This window comes from Aquabacterium sp., from assembly GCF_048860245.1.
Taxonomy (GTDB): domain Bacteria; phylum Pseudomonadota; class Gammaproteobacteria; order Burkholderiales; family Burkholderiaceae_C; genus Aquabacterium.
In genome coordinates this window covers 60745-77939 of record NZ_JBLIZW010000048.1, presented here as the reverse complement: position 1 = coordinate 77939, position 17195 = coordinate 60745, and the positions used below count along the sequence as shown (strand labels likewise).

Sequence of the window (17195 nt, the reverse complement as noted above, 5' to 3'; positions counted from 1 at the left end):
GAGTGTTTGCAACGTTTCTGCTCTCGAAAGGAGGCAGTATGAATTTGACGATCAGTGGTCACCATCTCGAAGTTACCCCTGCTCTGCGTGAGTACGTGCTGACGAAGCTCGATCGGGTAACCCGCCATTTCGATCAGGTTGTGGATGTCAACGTCATCCTGTCCGTTGAAAAGCAAAAGGAAAAGGACCGCCGCCAGAAGGCTGAAGTCACTCTGCACGTCAAGGGTAAGGACATCTTTGTCGAGACCTCGCACGAAGACCTTTACGCCGCCATTGATCAACTGATGGACAAGCTGGACCGCCAGGTTGTCAAGCATAAGGATCGCGTTCAGGAACACCATCACGAATCGCTGAAGCGTCACGACTCTGGTTGGGACGCAGTTCAATAAGCACGCGCTGTTGCTTCAAGCTTCGCTCAGCGTGCTTGGTGAAAGCCTGATTGCGGGACGCCAGCGCAGGTCTACGCCAAGTTAACGGCCCTTCGGGGCCGTTTTTCATGTTGGAATCAGACTGGCTTGCTGCGGTGCAGCAGGCAGTGCAAAATCACCGAAATCAGGTGACAAGACATGTGCCGCATCGACTCAGCTTGTCACTATAATCCGCCCTTCATCCGTCCCGGGAAGCATGGGTCAAGGCTTCCGCCGTCGCCTCTGCTTGTAACAAGATGAATCGACTTTCAGCCATTCTTCCCGCCAGCCAGGTTCTGGTGGACGTGGACGCCACCAGCAAGAAGCGCGTCTTCGAAGCCGCGGGGTTGCTCTTCGAGAATCAACACGCCATCGCGCGCGCCACCGTGACGGACAACCTGTTCGCGCGTGAGCGTCTGGGCTCGACCGGCTTAGGGCATGGTGTGGCCATTCCACACGGGCGCATCAAGGGCTTGAAAAATCCTTTGGCGGCTGTGATCCGTCTGAGCCAGGCCATCCCGTTTGATGCGCCGGACGATGAGCCCGTCAACTTGCTGATCTTCTTGTTGGTGCCCGAGGCCGCCACCCAGCGTCACCTGGAAATCCTGTCCGAGATCGCCGAGTTGCTGTCCGACCGTGAGCTGCGCGAAAAGCTGCGCACAGAAGGTGACGCAGCACACGTTCATGGCTTGATTGAGCGCTGGCAGCCGCTGAAATCGGTGGCCTGATTCCCCGGCGTCCGAGGTTTGCGGCATCATGGTCATCTGAGTTTTTTGCACCAGCATGCCCAGCCTCAAAGACCTAGCCATCATCAGCGCCGAGGCGCTCTTCGAAGCCAACCGCTCAGCCTTGCGCTGGGAGTGGATCGCCGGTCACGCGCATCCCGAGCGTCGCTTTGACGAAGAGGCGGTGCAGACCGCCCAGTCTGCGGCCGACCTGGTGGGCTACCTCAACTACATCCATCCCTACCGCGTCCAGATCGTGGGGCGGCGTGAGACGGCTTACTTTGCCAACTCGTCGCCTGAAGACCAGGAGCGCCGCATTCAGCGCATCGTGACGCTGGAGCCTCCGGTGGTCGTGGTGGCCGATGCGCAAGCCCCTTCCGACAAACTGATCGCCATGTGTGGCCGAGCAGGCATTCCCCTGTTCGTGACGCAGGAATCGGCCGGCCACGTGATCGACGTGCTGCGGGGCTACCTGACGCAGCATTTCGCCGAGCGCATGACCCGGCACGGCGTGTTCATGGACATCCTGGGGTTGGGCGTGTTGCTGACCGGCGAATCGGGCCTGGGCAAGAGCGAACTTGGCCTGGAATTGATCTCACGCGGACATGGCCTGGTGGCCGATGATGCGGTGGACCTGTATCGGGTGTCTCGTACGGCCATCGAAGGGCGTTGCCCCGAGTTGCTGCGCAACTTGCTGGAAGTGCGCGGCATTGGCCTGCTGGACATCAAGGCCATCTTTGGTGAAACCGCCGTGCGGCGCAAGATGCGCCTCAAGCTGATCGTGCACCTGGTCCGCAAGGAAACCATGGAGCGCGAGTTCGAGCGTCTGCCCTACGAGCCCTTGTACGAAGAAGTGATGGGCGTTCCCATTCGCAAGGCGGTGATCGCCGTGGATGCGGGCCGCAACTTGGCGGTGCTGGTCGAAGCGGCGGTGCGCAACACCGTCTTGCAATTGCGCGGGATCGACACCTACAAAGAGTTCATCGAGCGGCATCAGCGCGCGATGGAGCGGGGCGACCTCGGCTGATCGCCCCGGCGCGATCAGGCGCCGTGCGAGTGGCCGTGACCGTGATGGTGGAGCCCACCCAGGCCGGCCTTGGACTGGCATTCCGGGTTGTTGCAGACCACGTACAGTGACAGGGCATGGTCCTGCAGGCGGTAGCCGCGCTCTTCGGCGATTTGTTGTTGGCGGCGCTCGATTTCCGGATCGTAGAACTCTTCGACGCGACCACAGCTGACACACACCAGGTGGTCGTGGTGCTTGCCTTCATCCAGCTCGAACACGGCCTTGCCGGCTTCGAAATGGTTGCGTGACAACAAACCGGCTTGTTCAAACTGCATCAGCACGCGGTAGACCGTCGCCAGGCCAATGTCGGAGCCCTCGTTGAGCAGAACCTTGTAGACCTCTTCGGCCGTCATGTGGCGCTGGCTGGCGCGCTGAAAGACTTCCAGGATCTTGATGCGGGGCAGGGTGGCCTTCAGCCCGCTGCTCTTGAGTTCTTCTGCTTGATTCATGGTCTGCTCCGTATGCGGCACAACCTTGATCGGCCCCCGCTAGAATGCCCAATGATATCGACATGCCCGTAACCTGAGAAACTCTCGGGTCATGTCGAGCCTGGTTGCGACGTTTCTCTGACTCAAACGAGCTAATTCATGACGCTGACTTCGATTTGCCGCGCCTTTGCGGTGCTGGTGCCTGCCGTGCTGCTGACAGCCTGTGGCAGTGACTCGGCCTGGCGTAAGCCCGAGACCCTGTTTGGCGCGCTGGAGCCTTATCGCATTGACGTCGTCCAGGGCAACGTGGTGACGCAAGAGGTCATGGCACAGATTCAGCCCGGTCTGGGTCGCATGCAGGTGCGCGAAATTCTGGGCACGCCTCTGCTGATGGATCCCTTCCACGCCGACCGCTGGGACTATGCCTTCACCATCCGTCGTCAAGGCGTGCCGGATCAGAAGCGCCGCGTCACCATCTTCTTCAAAAATGAAGTGGTGGATCGCTTTGACACCGAGCCGCTTCCCTCCGAGCGCGAGTTTGTGGCGTCGATCGACAAGCCTGTAGAAGGCAAAGAGGCGCCCAAAGACATGACGCCTGAGCAGATTGCGGCCTTGCCACGCCCACCGAAGGTGGATGTGGTGCGCAAAGCGCCGCAAGGTGCCGTGCGCAACTACCCACCGCTGGACAGCGGTTCGCGCTGAAGTTTGACCGGCGCAGTGTCCAGCCCCCTAATTCCTGATTCCTACCGAGTTTCCTCATGAGTTCTTCTGCCAGCACTTCGCACGCCATTGCCATCGTGGGCTCTTCCGGTCGGATGGGCCGCATGCTGATTGAGGCTGTTCAGAATGCGCCCGATGCCCACCTGGCTGGGGCACTGGATCTGGCGTCCAGCCCCGCATTGGGCATGGATGCAGCCGCCTTCCTGGGCGTCAACAGCGGCGTTGCCATCACGTCGGATCTGCTGGCCGGCTTCAAGGACGCGCAGTACATGATTGACTTCACGCGTCCGGAAGGCACGATGGAACACCTGCGCGTGTGCCGCGAGCTGGGCGTGAAGATGGTGATCGGCACCACCGGTTTCACCGACGAGCAGAAGGCCGAGATCGAAGACGCTGCCCGTGACATCGCCATCGTCATGGCGCCCAACATGGCGGTGGGCGTGAATGTGGTCTTCAAGCTGCTGGCGCAGGCCGCCAAGGCGCTGAAGGAAGGCTACGACATCGAGATCATTGAAGCGCACCACCGTCACAAGGTGGATGCCCCCAGCGGCACCGCGCTCAAGATGGGCGAAGTGGTGGCCGAGGCCGTGGGGCGCGACCTCAAGGAATGTGCCGTGTATGGCCGCGAAGGCGTGACCGGCGAGCGTGATCCGTCCACCATCGGCTTTGCCACCATCCGTGGCGGCGACGTGGTGGGTGACCACACCGTGCTGTTTGCGGGCATTGGTGAGCGCATCGAGATCACACACAAGTCATCCAGCCGCGCCACCTACGCACAGGGCAGCCTGCGCGCGGTGCGTTTCCTGGCCAACCAGCCGCACGGTCTGTTCGGCATGGACGACGTGCTGGGCCTGAAGTAATCCGATCAAGGCTGAGACACAAGGGAGCACAACACCATGGGTGGTCTGGCGCAGTACTGGGAGCAAGGTGATGCCATTGGGCGTGCGGTGGCAATCTTGCTGCTGCTGATGTCCATCGGGGCGTGGGTGGTGATCTTGTGGAAGGGCTGGATGCTGACACGCGCCCGTCACGATCTGACGCGTGGCGCCCAAGCCTTCTGGCGTGCCAACTCGATGGACGCAGCGCAGCAAGCACTGGCTCAGCAAGATCGCGAAGCCGTGCTCCTGCCTTTGGTGGAAGCCGTGAACACGCCCGCCGAAGTCGGTACGCTGGAGGCCGAGGCGCAGCTGGAGGCGCAACTGACGCGTCGCCTGCGTGACAGCCTGCATGACGTGCTGGCTCGACTGCAGGCGGGGCAGGTGTTGCTGGCCTCTGTGGGGGCTGTTTCGCCTTTCGTGGGGCTGTTTGGCACCGTCTGGGGCATCTATCACGCGATGATGGGCATCAGCACCGAGGCCTCGGTGAGCCTGGACAAGGTGGCCGGCCCGGTGGGCGAGGCCCTGATCATGACGGCTGCGGGGTTGGCGGTCGCCATTCCGGCCGTGCTGGCCTACAACATCTTTGGCAAGATCGTGTCGTCCTGCGAAGCTGATCTGGAAGGCTTTGCGCACGACCTGCGTGAGACCTTGCTGGCGCGTCAGGCGCGCTGACCTTTCTTCAACAGGCACAGCATCATGGCATTCGGCCGGCTTGAGCGACCCCAGGGCAGTCAGCCCATGAGTGACATCAACATGACGCCGCTGATCGACGTCATGCTGGTGCTGTTGATCATTTTCATGATCACGGCGCCGATGATGACTTCCAAGCTGAAGCTGGATTTGCCCAATGCTGAAACGCCGCCACCGACTCAGCCGGTGCCCGTGGTGATGAACGTCGGGTTGAACGCCGACGGCAAGCTGTATCTGGACGATGTGGTCATCACACAAGAGGCACTGGCCAAGCGTGCGACCGAGCAGGCGCGTGTCAAGCCGGACACCGAAGTGCAACTGCGCGCCGATCAGGCCGTGTCATACGGGCGCGTGGCCGAGCTGATCGGGGTTTTGCAAACCGCCGGACTCAACCGGGTGGCGTTCGTGACCGAAGGCGCGGCGGGCGCCAGCGCCGCCTCATCGCGCTGACCTGTCGGCTGATTGCGACAGCGCGGGCGCGCGTCTGCCGCTTGCGCCGGGATGTCATGCAGTCGCGCGCACAATGGTCTTCATCTTGACTCGCGTTCAGGAGGTGACCATGGCAGCGCCCAAGTTCAGCACCCAACGATTTGGCAAGGCCGATCAGGCTTTGGCCTACGTCTTCGAGGTGTATGACGCACAGGTGAACCATCTGCGGGATTGCCTCAAGCGGTTCGTGGCGGGGGAGACGTTCCGCCATCCGGTGCGAGGCAAGTACCCGTTCGTGCGCATCCATACCGACACGGTGGCCCGCGCGGATTCCAGGCTGTCCTACGGTTTCGTGGCCGGCCCAGGCACCTACGAGACCACGCTGACGCGTCCGGACCTGTATGCCGATTACTACCGGGAGCAGTTCGAGTTGCTGCTCGAAAACCACGGCGTGTCGCTTGAGGTGGGCTTGGGCACAGCGCCCATTCCCATTCACTTTGCGCTGAGCGAGCATCAGCATCTGGAAGGCAGCCTGCCACCAGAGCGACGCGTGTTGCTGAGTGATTTGTTCGACCTGCCTGATCTGGGTGCCATGGACGATGGCATCGCCAATGGCACCTACGAGAGCCGAGGCGGGGCCCGGCCCTTGGCTTTGTTCACCGCACCGCGCGTGGACTATTCCTTGCACCGGCTGAAGCACTACACCGGGACGTCTCCGGCACATTTCCAGAACTTCGTTCTGTTCACGAACTATCAGTTCTACATCGACGAATTTGTGCGCATGGGGCACGAGTTGATGCGGCGCGCGCCGGATCCTGCGCACCCACGCGATGACGACGACTGCATCGCTTTTGTCGAGCCGGGCAATGTCGTCACCCGGCGTGTGGGGCAATCGGTCGAGGCCGAAGATGCCTTGGGTGCGGTGCCGCCGCGTTTGCCTCAAATGCCGGCTTATCACCTGATTCGCCGGGATCGCAGCGGCATCACGATGGTCAACATCGGTGTGGGGCCCGCCAATGCCAAGACCATCACCGACCACATTGCCGTGCTGCGGCCGCATGCGTGGATCATGTTGGGCCACTGTGCAGGGCTGCGCAACTCACAGCAACTGGGTGACTACGTACTGGCGCATGGCTATGTGCGGGAGGACCATGTGCTGGACGAGGATCTGCCGCTGTGGGTGCCGATTCCGGCTCTGGCCGAGATCCAGTTGGCGCTGGAGGGGGCCGTGGCCGATGTGACCCAACTGCACGGCTATGAGCTCAAGCGCATCATGCGCACGGGCACGGTGGCCTCGACTGACAACCGCAACTGGGAGTTGTTGCCCCAGCGCGAGCCCGAGCGGCGCTTCAGCCAGAGCCGGGCGGTGGCGCTGGACATGGAAAGCGCCACCATTGCGGCCAACGGATTCCGGTTTCGCGTGCCCTATGGCACCTTGCTGTGCGTGAGTGACAAGCCGCTGCACGGCGAGCTGAAGTTGCCGGGGATGGCCAATCAGTTTTACCGGGAGCGGGTCGATCAGCACCTGCGCATTGGTTTGCGGGCCATCGAGCGTTTGCGGGCTGATTTGTCCGGGCAACTGCACAGCCGCAAGCTGCGCAGCTTTGCGGAAGTGGCATTCCAGTGATCAGACGAAAAAAAACCCGATGCAGGGCATCGGGTTAATCCTTCGTTGCCAGCAAGTTGATCAGGCTTGCCAAGCGGTGGGCTCTGAGGCCCGGAAAATCAGGCCGCAGCGCGGTTGTCGCTGAGGGTCTGAATGGGGTTCACTTCACGGCAGATCTGCTCGCCAGCCAGGTCTTCTGCGACGCGCAGGTCGTAGGCGGTTTGCAGGTCCATCCAGTATTGAGGGGTGGTGCCAAAGAAACGAGCCAAGCGCAGAGCCGAGTCAGGGCTGATGCCACGACGCTCACGCACGATGTCATTCACGCGAGGCGCGGGGACATGCAGGCGAATGGCCAAGCCGCTGGCCGACAGGCCATTGGGTTCCATGAACTTGGCGCGCAGAATGGATCCAGGGTGTACTGCTTGGGTCATGTTTTCTAAGGGTTTTTCCAGATATGGGCTCGATCCTATGGGAAGAATCCCTAATAGATTGTCAAATGTTGGACAATCTCACGCGCCCCGTTCAACCTTTTTGCCCAGATGTGAATAAATCCCCATCTGTTTGCCGTTAATCGACAATGATCAAAAGATCCGAGCCCACACCGAGCAGTCTGCTGCCCGCGCTCAAAACCCATTTGTGGTTTGGCAGTTGCCCCGAGCCCTTGCAGCAGGCCTTGCTGGCGCGTTCTCGGCTGGTCCACCTGCGTGCTGGGGAAAGCTTGTTCGCGCGTGGGGACAAATCGGCCGCCTTGTGTTGTGTGGTGGCCGGTGCGTTGCAGTTGGGGTCCAGCCATCCTTTTGATGGCAGCCACCGCTTGACGCTCTACGTCGAGCCTTATCACTGGTTTGGCGAGATTTCGCTGCTGGATCAGTTGCCAAGAAGCCAGGATGCCGTGGCGGACATCGATTCCACGGTGCTGGTGGTGGCGCAGACCCACATTGAAGATTGGCTGGCACAACACCCGCAGTATTGGCGCGATGTGGCGCGTCTGGCATGCAGCAAGTTGCGGCTGATGCTCACAGCCATGGAAGATCAGGCGACCTTGACGATGGAGCAGCAACTGGCTCGGCGCCTGCTGTTTTCGGCGCTGAACTTCGGGCAATTGCAGCCCGAATCCGCGCGGCGGCACGTGCGTTTGCCGCAGGCTTATCTGGCGCGCATGCTGGGGGTGTCCCGTCAGACCGTCAACAAGGCACTGAGAGCGCTGGAGCGGGAGCGCGTGGTCATCTTGCGGTATGCCGAAATCGAGATCATCGATCTGCCCGGGCTGTTGTCGCGAACCGGTGGCATCGATGCCGGATTGTTGTCATCCGGCGGCTGGATGCCACCTTTGCACGGTCGTTGAGTGCGGTGGGTCAGCGCGCGACGGCGCGCGGTTTGACCTTGGCGGCCGCACGTCGGGCCTTGTCGCGTGCGGTGTCAATGGACTCGCCTGTGGCGAGTGCCACACCCATGCGGCGTTTGACAAAGCTTTCGGGTTTGCCGAACAGGCGCAGGTCGGTCCCGGGTTCAGCCAAGGCGTCGGCCACGCCGTCAAACACCACATCCTGGGTGTCCACGCCCCCATAAATCACTGCCGAGGCGCCAGGGCTGCGCAAGCTGGTGTCCACGGGCAGGCCCAGGATGGCACGGGCGTGCAGTTCAAATTCGCTTTGCGTCTGGGTGCTCAGGGTCACCAGGCCAGTGTCGTGAGGGCGGGGGCTGACCTCACTGAACCAGACCATGTCCCCCTTGACGAACAGCTCGACGCCAAAAAGGCCTTGCCCGCCGAGGTTGTCGGTGATGGTCTTGGCGATGTCTCGGGCGCGCTGCAATGCCGTGGGGCTCATGGGGTGAGGCTGCCAACTTTCCACGTAATCACCGCTGACCTGCAGGTGACCGATGGGTTCGCAGAAATGGGTGCACACCGATTGGGCGGCATCGCCATGGCCCGCTGCGCGCACGGTGAGTTGTGTGATTTCGTAGTCGAAGTCGATGAAGCCCTCGACGATGATGCGACCGTGGCTCACGCGGCCACCGGCCATGGCGTAGTCCCATGCTGCGGCCACGTCGGCGGGGCCGTCAATCTTGCTTTGCCCTTTGCCTGAAGAGCTCATCACGGGCTTGACGATGCAGGGGTAGCCAATGCCAGGCTGTCCGTCTGTGCCATCGATGGCCGCTTGCAGTTCGGCCTGGGAGTCACAGAAGCGATAGGGGCTGGTGGGCAGCGCCAGGGTTTCGGCCGCCAGTCGGCGAATGCCTTCGCGGTCCATCGTGAGGCGTGCCGCACGTGCTGTGGGGATAACGCGTACCACGCCTGCGGCTTCCAGGCGCTCCAGCTCTGCCGTGGCGATGGCCTCGATTTCCGGGACGACCAAATGGGGGCGCTCGGCTTCGATCAGCGTGCGTAACTGCTCGGCATCACTCATGGTGATGGTACGGGCGTGGTGAGCCACCTGCTGGCCGGGGGCGTTGTCGTAGCGATCGACAGCGATGGTTTCGACGCCGAGGCGTTGCAGCGCCATGAGCACCTCTTTGCCCAGTTCACCGGAACCCAGCAGCATGACGCGTGCTGCAGAGGGGGACAGAGGGGTGCCGAGAGGCAAAGTTTGCAAGGGCGTGCTCATGACAATGGCCGCTGATGGGCGGTGCTCGAACGTTGAAACGAACGATTATTGTCTCTTCTGCAAGCCCGGGTTGCAGGGAAAGGTGACGCGGAAGCAGCTGCCCAGATCGGGGATGCTGTCGACCGACAGTCGCCCGCCCAAGCGCTCGACCAAGGTGCGCACGATGGACAGGCCCAGACCAGTGCCTTCAATCCTGGGGTCGATGGACTCGTCCAGGCGAACATAGGGTTCGAGGATGCTGTCTTGGGCCTCTGCCGGGATGCCCATGCCGGTGTCTTGCACCTCAATGGTGACCTCGTCCAGCGCCACCCCGGCCAGTGCGGCACGAACCTGCACGGTGCCATGCTCGGAATATTTCAGCGCGTTGCTGACGAGGTTGTCCAGAATCTGGCGAAGGCGCTGCGGGTCGGTCTGAATGGGCCAGTCAGCAGGCAGTTCGCACACGTCCAGGCTGAGGCTCAGCCCCTTGTCTTGCGCCTTGTGCTGATAGTGGTCGCAGACATCCTTGAGCAAAGGCACCAGTACCACGGGGCCGACGTTCAGCTTCCAGGTGGGGTTCTCCAGGCGAGCAAACGCCGTGACATCTCGCAGATAAGTGTCCAGCTGTGTGGCGGCCACCCGCATGCGGTTGACGGCGCGTTGCTCGGCGGTGCCTTCTTTGACTTTGAGGGCCAGCAGATCAATGGAGCCCAGCATGGCCTGCAAGGGCGAGCGGATCTCGTGCGACAGCATGGCCAGGAAGCGCTCCTTGTCTTGCCCTGCGGCTTGTTTGGCGGCGCGGATGCGGCCGCGCAGCGCCGAGATGTAATGCAGCGCCAGGATGTAGCACGGATGGCTCAGCAGCATGGTGAACCAAAAGTCATCCGCCAGGCCCGACATCGACGACGGGGGCACGTGCCCGCCCACAGCGAACAGCCATGCGTACAGAACGCACAGCGCCGCATAGTGCGCCCAGCACAGCCAGGCGCCCCGCTGAGGCAGCGCAATGTAGGCGCCGACGTACAGCAGCGGCATGAACTGCGCATAGGCGGCCAGCGCATGCCAGCCCAAGGCATCCGACGGACTGGCCAGCGCCGTGATGCGAACCAGGAACCAGATGCTGACGAGGATCAGCGGCAAGGCGAGCAGGCGTCGGCCTTGGGCGCGCATGCGTGTGGAAGCTTCCGTCAAGCGTTGACGCACCAGCAACATCATGGCAGTTGGCTCAGCCGATCAAGGGTGCTTTGAATGGCCGCGGTCAACATGGCGGGGCGAACGGGCTTTTCAAAAAAGGTCAGATCCTGCGTGCGCAGCAACGTGGCCAGCGTGGACTCGGAGGCATTGCCTTCGCGCAACTGCCCTGTCAGCAAGACGATGGGCGCGCGCGGCTGCCGCAGCCGGATGTGTTCCACCACGTGTTGAGAGGTTTGACCATGGCCCAGCAACAGGTCCAGCACATAGGCATCGAACGGGTTGGCGGATGCCTTCAGCAGCTGATCCGCCTGCGTGAAGGCGTGGGCGTCATAGCCCACTTCATTGAACCAGTCGGTCAGGGCCTCGGCCGCGCCTTGGTCGTCGTCCAGCACGGCGATGCGTGCCTTGGCATCCGGCTCCGGTGTGACCAGTTGCAGGTGTTTGACCAGGTAACACGGCCCCAATGGGCCCATGCGACTCAGGCCAGCGCGGGTGCCGGCAAACCAGCCCTCGCTGTCTCGCTTGGCGAAGAGTTGGGTGGGGGATTCCTCGGCATTGCTGCAAAGGGGCCCCAGTTCGACTTCACAAGGAATGCGCTGACCATCCATCAACAGCGTGGCCTGACAGACGGCCACCTTGGTGGTGGTGCCGAGACCACCGTGCGCCTGGCTGAAGACGACATCCATGGACTCCCCGAAGTGCGAGCACAGCAGGAGGACCTCATCAAACAGCCAGGCTGCGCCACGCAGCTTGCGACGAGCCTGGCTGACCGAAATCGCGCAAATGTGCGCGATTTCCGCGGCCTGTCTGCGCGCCGTGATGCCGTGTCGTGCCAGCATGTTGCTCAGGCAGACCGACACCCAGCTGGTGGCAGCATCTGCTGAGAATTCGGCGCTATCTGGTGCTTCTGTGGGTTCCATGGTTGGTTTGACGCTCAATGGGCGGCATTATCCTCGCGTGCCCCTGTTTCGGGGGCGTCCGATGCGAAATGGTAACAAACGATCATTTTTGCGCGGAATAGATTTGGATGCATCCTAGAATGTTTTGGTGCGCTGGTTACAAAACATCTCGAAAAGGCGCCGCTCAGGGAATTTTCTATATCTCGGCCCTTTCGGGGGTTGGGCAATGCGCAGGGGCACTTGTGCCACGGTCGCGTTGATGCCGTCCGGCTTTCCACAAACCACCCTCTGGGTGGTTTTTTTCTGCCTGCTCGATTGGTGTGATGATGTGCGCTTTGTTTCGCGTCGCACATCATGTCGTTTGTTGCAGATCGTATTGGCATCATGGCCGCCATGCCGGAAGAACTCCAGGCACTGATTGACAGCATGCCGGATGCCGAGGTCGTTCGCCGAGCGGGCCGTGATTTCTGGATCGGGCACTTGCAGGGGCGTGCGGTGGTGGCGGTGCTGTCACGCATCGGGAAAGTGGCTGCGGCCTTGACCACCACGCTGCTGGTGGCGGAATTTGGCGTGTGTGCCGTCATCTTCACGGGGGTGGCGGGCGGCCTGGGGGCTGCGGTGCGCGTGGGCGATGTGGTGGTGGCGGATGCCTTGATGCAGCATGACATGGATGCCTCCCCCTTGTTCCCGAAGTACGAGTTGCCAGGTCAGGGCATCACGCGACTGCACCCTGAGCGGTCGTTGACCCGACGAGTGCGTGATCGCGTGGCCGAGGTGTTGGATGTGTCATCGCTGGCCGCCGGTGGGGCGTTGTCGCAGGTGCATCTGGATGCGCTGGGCCTCCATGCCCCGCGTGTGCACATGGGGCTCATCGTCAGCGGGGACCAGTTTGTGAGTTCTGCTGCGGACTGCGATACCTTGAGGCACCACCTTCCTGACGTGTTGGCGGTGGAAATGGAAGGGGCTGCGGTGGCCCAGGTTTGTCATGACTTTGAGGTGCCGTACGTGATCCTGCGCACGATCTCGGATCGTGCCGATGACACTGCGCACGTGGACTTCCCTCGCTTCATCAGTACTGTGGCCAGCCGCTATTCCCAGGCGATGGTCTTGGGATTGCTGGATCGTCATGCCGACCAGCATGGCGGGGATGTGTTCGGCGCAGCATGAAAAAAGCCCGCAGGGAACTGCGGGCTTGGGTGTGTGGGGGACGCCGTGAGGGGTCAGAACGGAATGTCGTCATCCATGTCGTCGAAGCCCGTCGACGACTTGGGCGCAGGTGCGGGCGCGGGACGAGGTGCTGGCGCAGGGCGTGCGGCAGGACGGCTTGGTGCTGCCGGTGCTTCCTGGCTGAAGTCATCGCCACCGCCTTGACCGCCGTAGCCTGAGCTGCCGCCCTCGCGGCCACCCAGCAATTGCATTTGTTCTGCCACGATTTCCGTGGTGTAGTTGTCGCGACCGTCCTTGTCCTGCCACTTGCGGGTCTTCAGGCGGCCTTCCACGTACACGGGGCGCCCCTTCTTCAGGTATTCGCCAGCGATTTCGGCCAGACGGTCATAAAAAACCACGCGGTGCCATTCAGTTTCCTCAACGCGGTCGCCACTGTTCTTGTCCTTCCAGTTGCGGGTGGTGGCGACGGACACGTTGCACACCGCTGCACCGTTGGGGGTGTAGCGCACTTCGGGGTCGCGACCCAGGTTGCCGATGAGGATGACTTTGTTGATGGCGGCCATGGCCGATTCCTGAAAACGTAGGTTGGTTAAATGAGGGTGCCGTTAGTTAGCCGAGGCATTATCACCTCCAACGGGCACACTCTTTCCTCCCCAAAGCTGGGGCGCTCCTTTGGGGCCCTTGCCGGCTACCCCAGCTTGAAGCGCGACGCTTGTTCCGCCAGTTTCAGGCTTTGGTGGCGCAGCTCTCGGGCGGCATGCGCGACCTGAACGACCAGGGCGCTGGTTTGCTCGCTGTTGCTGTCGACCTCTCCCATGGTGCGGCCCATCAGCTCGGTGTTTTGGCGACCGTCTCGGGTGATCTGCGCCAACCGGTGCAGGATGAGGCCCATGTCATCGACATTGGCTTCGGTGGCGCGCACGGCCTCGACCGTGGTGCGTGCAATCTCCTGCCCTTGCGCGGTTTCGTGCGTGGAAGCATTCACCACCTCGCCGATTTGTTGTGCGGCTTCGCCCACGCGCAAGGCCAGCGCGCGCACCTCTGAGGCCACGACGGCAAAGCCCTTGCCTGCCGGGCCCGCTTTGGCCGCTTCGACGGACGCGTTCAGGGCCAGCAGGTTGGTCTGGAAGGCGATGCCATCGATCAAAGTCACGATCTTGCTGATTTCGCGGCTGCGTGTTTGCAGGCTTTCAATCACATCGGCCAGTTTGGTCATGGCCCGGCGGCTGCGGCGCGCATCGGCGGTCACATGGTGGGCCCGCTCCACAGCTTGTGCGACGCACTGCTGGTTGGATTCAAGATAGTCCAGGGTGGTGGCCACCCCTTGTTGCAAGCCAGCGATGGCATCCGTGGCGGTCTGAATGCGCTCGGCCAGGGACTCGCTGGCCGATGAAATGTCTCCTGAGGCATGCGAGACCGATGCGACGCCGCGTCGGACGACGGTAAACAGGTCGGAGAGACGGGCCAGTGACTCGCGCAAGCTGAGCAGGGTGTGTGCCACCTCGTCATCCCCCTGGGGCAGTTTGCGTCCGCTGAGGTCGCCGCGTGCCATGCGCTCGACCTCGTGCTGGATGAGGTGCATGCCCCCGCGCATGACGCGAGAGAAGGCCGCCATCATGTAAGCCGAGGCCAGTGTGCCGACGATCACGATGGTGAGCAATTTGAGCAACTGGTGCCACATGGCTTGCTCTTGCTGGGACAGGGCGAGGCCCAGCTCATCCATCAGTCGCTGCTCGTGCTGACGCAATGCTTGCAGGATGGGGGGGATCCTGTTGAGGACGCTGGCTTGCTTCTCTGGGTCCACGGTGGCCACCAGCGAGACGCTGGCGCTCAACTGCTTGATCTGCGCGATCAAGGCGTCTGGCAGGGAGGGGCTGACGGTTTGATCTTCGCCCTGCAGTCGCCGTGTGTCGTGGATGAGGGCATTGAGCGTGACTTTCAAAATGGTCGACTCCGCCAGCAGCGACGGGGCGACGGTGGAGCGCGGGGTCGATGCTTGTTGCTGAAGGGACTGCAAGGCTTCCAGTTGCGTGCTCACGGCGGCGATCCCATGCACCAAGATGTGTGCACGCATCTGAATGGCCGGGGAGGAGTTGAGCGTCAGTCGAGCCTGATCGGCGGCCACGTCGCTGAGCGCATCGGTGGCTTGGGCGAGTTGCTTGAGCGGCTGACTGGCATCCCAGTCCTGCTTGTTGGGGGTGTTGAGCTTGAGGTAGGCGGCTTGAAGCGTGGACCAAGCCTCCTTGCTGCCGAGCGTACTGACCAATTCGTCGTGTGTGGCGGCCAGTGCCAGGTAGGTTTGCTCAATTTGCTGGCGTGAGGCGGGTGTGTCGTGCCCTGGTATGAAATCAATGGCGTGGCGGAGCTTTTGCGCCTTGACCAGAAAGTGCCAGCCATCGTACTGAATTTTGGCTCGTTGCCATTGCGACCACTGTGTCTGCAATTGCATCACGGCGATGAAGCTGGTGGGGGCAGCAAAAGCCGCGGCGACCAGTAAAGCCTTGTGCGCAAAACCAATTTGACGCATTAAACGGACCATGGGTGCCAGAATGCCGTGGTAGCGGAAAAACTCTCGCATGCCCTCTAGCCATTCGGGGCTGGGGCGCCAGTTGGGCAGATGAAAGTTCAGTCGTTCCGGTAGGCGGAATGGCTGTGGCATGACGGACGCCCCTTCTCGTGGGTAAGGCTCTATCTCAGGCTTATCGGTCGAAGTTGCGGTTTCCTAAATGCAGATGTTTGCCGCAATGTGGAAAGAATGGCGTGGCTTGGCGGCCTTTTCTGCGGCTCAGGGGCGCTTTTCACGATTCAAGATTTCCGTGAGATGGCCGAATAGACGATGTGTTTCCTTTTTTCTGTCGGTTGGTCAACCCTGCAGGACACAAGATGCCCCTTTCCACCTACGAAGATCAGCCCTCGGACTCAGGCAGCCCTGCTGGGCGCTGGGCGCCGGCGCTCGTCGCGACGGTCGGTGTGGTGATGGCGTGCTTTGCGGGGGAGTGGCTGGGGCTTTCGTCCGGGGGGGCGGCCATTTTGTTGGGTGGCATGACCTTGTTTGGCGTGCGCCTGATGACACGGGACAAGGACAGCGGTTTGACGAACATGCGGGGCGAACAGGCCCCCTTGGTGGCCGAGGTGTTGCCCGTCTGGAGTCGTCAGATCGAAAGTGCCAAGCAGCATTCTGAAGAGTCGACCAGCAGCATCTTGTCGTCTTTTGGCTCCATATCGGAACGCCTGGATCAAGCTGTTCAGGTGACGCAGGGGCATGCAGCGGGCTTGACCGATGCGGGCGTGGATGAGGTGTTGGCGCACAGTCAGGACGCCGTCAATGCCTTGATGGAGCCGTTGCAGCAGTCGATGGAGGCGCGGCGCGAGGCTTACCGCAGGCTGGATGAGTTGAATGTGGAGGTGGCGGGCTTGCGTCAGACCGCCACGCAGATCCGTCAGCTGGCGCGGCGAACCAATATGGTGGCGCTCAATGCGTCGGTTGAGGCTTCGCGCGCCGGTGTGCAAGGCAGCGGCTTTGCGGTGGTGGCGCAAGAGGTGCGTCAGTTGTCGAACCAGTCGGGTTCGGCGGCCAATCAGATGATGTCGCGCGTGACTGCCCTGGATGAAACCTTGCAGTCCTTGCGGATCAAGACCTCGGGCTTTGATGACAGCGATGAATCGCTGCGTTTGCTGGTGGATCAACGGGCGCGGGCGGTGATCTCGACGTTGTTGAGCAGCCTCAATGATTTGAACCGTTCATCCCGCGATCTGCAGGAGACCGGCGTGCTGGTGCGCGACGAAGTGGAGCGCGTGCTGATGAATTTCCAAATGCAGGATCGACTCAGTCAGATCCTGACGTGTGTCATGGAGGACATGGCACGCATGGGTGAGCATCTCCAGCAGGGTGGTGATCTCAGTATGACCAAGGCCGGTGAATGGCTGGCCCAACTGGATGCGAGCTACACCATGGAAGAGCAGCGCTCGCAGCATCACGGCAATACAACGATTCAACGGGAAACCGGAATCGAGTTTTTTTGAGGACGTCCCATCATGAGTAAAACCATCCTGATTGTTGATGACTCTGGCAGCTTCCGCCAGGTCGTGAAGATGGCCTTGCAGAAGGCCGCCTATCAGGTCATCGAGGCTGTTGACGGCATGGACGCTTGTGCCAAGCTGGACGGTCGCAAGATCAACCTGATTGTGTGCGACGTGAACATGCCCCGCATGGACGGCCTGACGTTTGTCAAACATTTGAAAACCACGAACTACAAGTTCACGCCGGTGATCATGCTGACCACCGAGTCGCAAGAGGCCAAGAAGGCCGAGGGGCGTGCGGCGGGTGTGCGGGCGTGGGTGACCAAGCCTTTCCAGCCCTCCCAGTTGGTGGATGCCGTTGCGAAGTTGTGCGCGGCGTGA

The 17195-nt window shown here is 61.7% G+C and carries 19 protein-coding genes; 12 read left to right on the top strand and 7 right to left on the bottom strand.

Annotation, left to right across the window (positions count from 1 at the left end):
* Window positions 1-38 precede the first annotated feature (38 nt).
* From hpf to hprK, 3 genes are all read left to right on the top strand, one after another.
* On the top strand, window positions 39-389 hold the full coding sequence (hpf, locus tag ACMV18_RS05655) for a ribosome hibernation-promoting factor, HPF/YfiA family (RefSeq protein ID WP_374256683.1): 351 nt from the start codon (window positions 39-41) through the stop codon (window positions 387-389).
* 275 nt (window positions 390-664) lie between these two features.
* Window positions 665-1135 (top strand): PTS sugar transporter subunit IIA, encoded by a 471-nt coding sequence (locus ACMV18_RS05650; RefSeq protein WP_420817033.1) that lies wholly within the window; start codon window positions 665-667, stop codon window positions 1133-1135.
* Between the two features lie 55 nt (window positions 1136-1190).
* Window positions 1191-2159, top strand: a complete 969-nt coding sequence (gene hprK / locus ACMV18_RS05645) for an HPr(Ser) kinase/phosphatase (protein ID WP_374256680.1) — start codon at window positions 1191-1193, stop codon at window positions 2157-2159.
* 14 nt (window positions 2160-2173) lie between these two features.
* On the opposite strand, the gene fur is transcribed toward hprK, so the two are convergent.
* The gene (fur, locus tag ACMV18_RS05640; protein ID WP_374256678.1) at window positions 2174-2647 is read right to left on the bottom strand and encodes a ferric iron uptake transcriptional regulator; all 474 of its coding nucleotides are present in this window, start codon (window positions 2645-2647) and stop codon (window positions 2174-2176) included.
* A 138-nt stretch (window positions 2648-2785) separates the two neighbouring features.
* On the opposite strand from fur, the gene ACMV18_RS05635 reads away from it, so the two are divergent.
* From ACMV18_RS05635 to ACMV18_RS05615, 5 genes are all read left to right on the top strand, one after another.
* Complete coding sequence (locus ACMV18_RS05635; RefSeq protein WP_420817032.1) at window positions 2786-3328, top strand: outer membrane protein assembly factor BamE; 543 nt, start codon at window positions 2786-2788, stop codon at window positions 3326-3328.
* Between the two features lie 56 nt (window positions 3329-3384).
* Window positions 3385-4206 carry a 4-hydroxy-tetrahydrodipicolinate reductase gene (gene dapB / locus ACMV18_RS05630; protein ID WP_420817031.1) on the top strand — a complete coding sequence of 274 codons (822 nt, stop codon included), beginning with the start codon at window positions 3385-3387 and terminating at the stop codon, window positions 4204-4206.
* Between the two features lie 36 nt (window positions 4207-4242).
* Entirely contained in the window at window positions 4243-4896 is a 654-nt protein-coding gene (locus tag ACMV18_RS05625) for a MotA/TolQ/ExbB proton channel family protein (protein ID WP_420817030.1), read from the top strand.
* 66 nt (window positions 4897-4962) lie between these two features.
* Window positions 4963-5364: a biopolymer transporter ExbD gene (locus ACMV18_RS05620; protein ID WP_374256672.1), complete on the top strand. Its 402-nt coding sequence runs from the start codon at window positions 4963-4965 to the stop codon at window positions 5362-5364.
* Between the two features lie 109 nt (window positions 5365-5473).
* Window positions 5474-6970 carry an AMP nucleosidase gene (locus tag ACMV18_RS05615; RefSeq protein ID WP_420817029.1) on the top strand — a complete coding sequence of 499 codons (1497 nt, stop codon included), beginning with the start codon at window positions 5474-5476 and terminating at the stop codon, window positions 6968-6970.
* A 98-nt stretch (window positions 6971-7068) separates the two neighbouring features.
* Here ACMV18_RS05615 and ACMV18_RS05610 read toward each other — a convergent pair whose 3' ends face one another.
* A complete protein-coding gene (locus ACMV18_RS05610) occupies window positions 7069-7380 on the bottom strand; it encodes a HigA family addiction module antitoxin (protein ID WP_374256670.1) in 312 nt (103 codons plus the stop codon).
* Between the two features lie 146 nt (window positions 7381-7526).
* Here ACMV18_RS05610 and ACMV18_RS05605 point away from each other — a divergent pair, with 146 nt between their 5' ends.
* The gene (locus tag ACMV18_RS05605) at window positions 7527-8294 is read left to right on the top strand and encodes a Crp/Fnr family transcriptional regulator (protein ID WP_374256669.1); all 768 of its coding nucleotides are present in this window, start codon (window positions 7527-7529) and stop codon (window positions 8292-8294) included.
* A gap of 10 nt (window positions 8295-8304) precedes the next feature.
* On the opposite strand, the gene purT is transcribed toward ACMV18_RS05605, so the two are convergent.
* The 3 genes from purT to ACMV18_RS05590 are packed head-to-tail and all read right to left on the bottom strand — an operon-like array spanning window position 8305 to window position 11648.
* Window positions 8305-9555 carry a formate-dependent phosphoribosylglycinamide formyltransferase gene (gene purT, locus ACMV18_RS05600; RefSeq protein ID WP_420817028.1) on the bottom strand — a complete coding sequence of 417 codons (1251 nt, stop codon included), beginning with the start codon at window positions 9553-9555 and terminating at the stop codon, window positions 8305-8307.
* 45 nt (window positions 9556-9600) lie between these two features.
* A complete protein-coding gene (locus ACMV18_RS05595) occupies window positions 9601-10749 on the bottom strand; it encodes a sensor histidine kinase (protein ID WP_420817027.1) in 1149 nt (382 codons plus the stop codon).
* A complete protein-coding gene (locus tag ACMV18_RS05590) occupies window positions 10746-11648 on the bottom strand; it encodes a helix-turn-helix domain-containing protein (protein WP_420817026.1) in 903 nt (300 codons plus the stop codon). The genes ACMV18_RS05595 and ACMV18_RS05590 overlap by 4 nt, the downstream gene beginning before the upstream one ends.
* 333 nt (window positions 11649-11981) lie before the next feature.
* Here ACMV18_RS05590 and ACMV18_RS05585 point away from each other — a divergent pair, with 333 nt between their 5' ends.
* Window positions 11982-12794 (top strand): 5'-methylthioadenosine/adenosylhomocysteine nucleosidase, encoded by an 813-nt coding sequence (locus ACMV18_RS05585; RefSeq protein ID WP_420817025.1) that lies wholly within the window; start codon window positions 11982-11984, stop codon window positions 12792-12794.
* A 53-nt stretch (window positions 12795-12847) separates the two neighbouring features.
* On the opposite strand, the gene ssb is transcribed toward ACMV18_RS05585, so the two are convergent.
* Together ssb and ACMV18_RS05575 are read right to left on the bottom strand one after the other, a co-directional pair.
* Window positions 12848-13357 carry a single-stranded DNA-binding protein gene (gene ssb, locus ACMV18_RS05580; protein WP_420817024.1) on the bottom strand — a complete coding sequence of 170 codons (510 nt, stop codon included), beginning with the start codon at window positions 13355-13357 and terminating at the stop codon, window positions 12848-12850.
* Between the two features lie 125 nt (window positions 13358-13482).
* Window positions 13483-15453: a methyl-accepting chemotaxis protein gene (locus ACMV18_RS05575; protein WP_420817023.1), complete on the bottom strand. Its 1971-nt coding sequence runs from the start codon at window positions 15451-15453 to the stop codon at window positions 13483-13485.
* Window positions 15454-15677: 224 nt separating this feature from the next.
* Here ACMV18_RS05575 and ACMV18_RS05570 point away from each other — a divergent pair, with 224 nt between their 5' ends.
* Window positions 15678-16817 (top strand): methyl-accepting chemotaxis protein, encoded by a 1140-nt coding sequence (locus tag ACMV18_RS05570; RefSeq protein WP_420817022.1) that lies wholly within the window; start codon window positions 15678-15680, stop codon window positions 16815-16817.
* A 12-nt stretch (window positions 16818-16829) separates the two neighbouring features.
* On the top strand, window positions 16830-17195 hold the full coding sequence (locus tag ACMV18_RS05565) for a response regulator (RefSeq protein WP_374257832.1): 366 nt from the start codon (window positions 16830-16832) through the stop codon (window positions 17193-17195).